This window comes from Carboxydocella sp. ULO1, from assembly GCF_002049255.1.
Classification (GTDB): domain Bacteria; phylum Bacillota.
On record NZ_BDLQ01000118.1, the window covers coordinates 1 to 252 of the forward strand.

The 252-nt window shown below is 62.3% G+C and carries 1 protein-coding gene; it reads right to left on the reverse strand.

Features of this window, described 5'->3' with window-relative positions; translation table 11 throughout:
* A partial coding sequence (locus ULO1_RS12350) for an aldehyde ferredoxin oxidoreductase C-terminal domain-containing protein (protein WP_242947956.1) occupies positions 1-252 on the reverse strand: 252 nt, incomplete at both ends.

The window sequence follows — 252 nt, forward strand, 5'->3', positions numbered from 1 at the left end:
TTCTGCCAGCCGGTGCACACTGCCCTTGGACGGCCCGTCCGGAATGGGCTCTTCCAGTAAACGCCGGGGCAGGGTATCGTCCTGGGCGGTATAGCCCTCCTGCAGGTTGAACAGGCGCTCATTGTTCCAGATCCGTTCCCCGCAGGCCAGCAGTTGTTCTGCTGTCAGGTTTTCCCCGGTGGCGGCATTATACAGGTCGGCATAATCCTGCGCCCCCAGGGCAAAGGAGGTGAACAGGCACAGCCCCAGGCT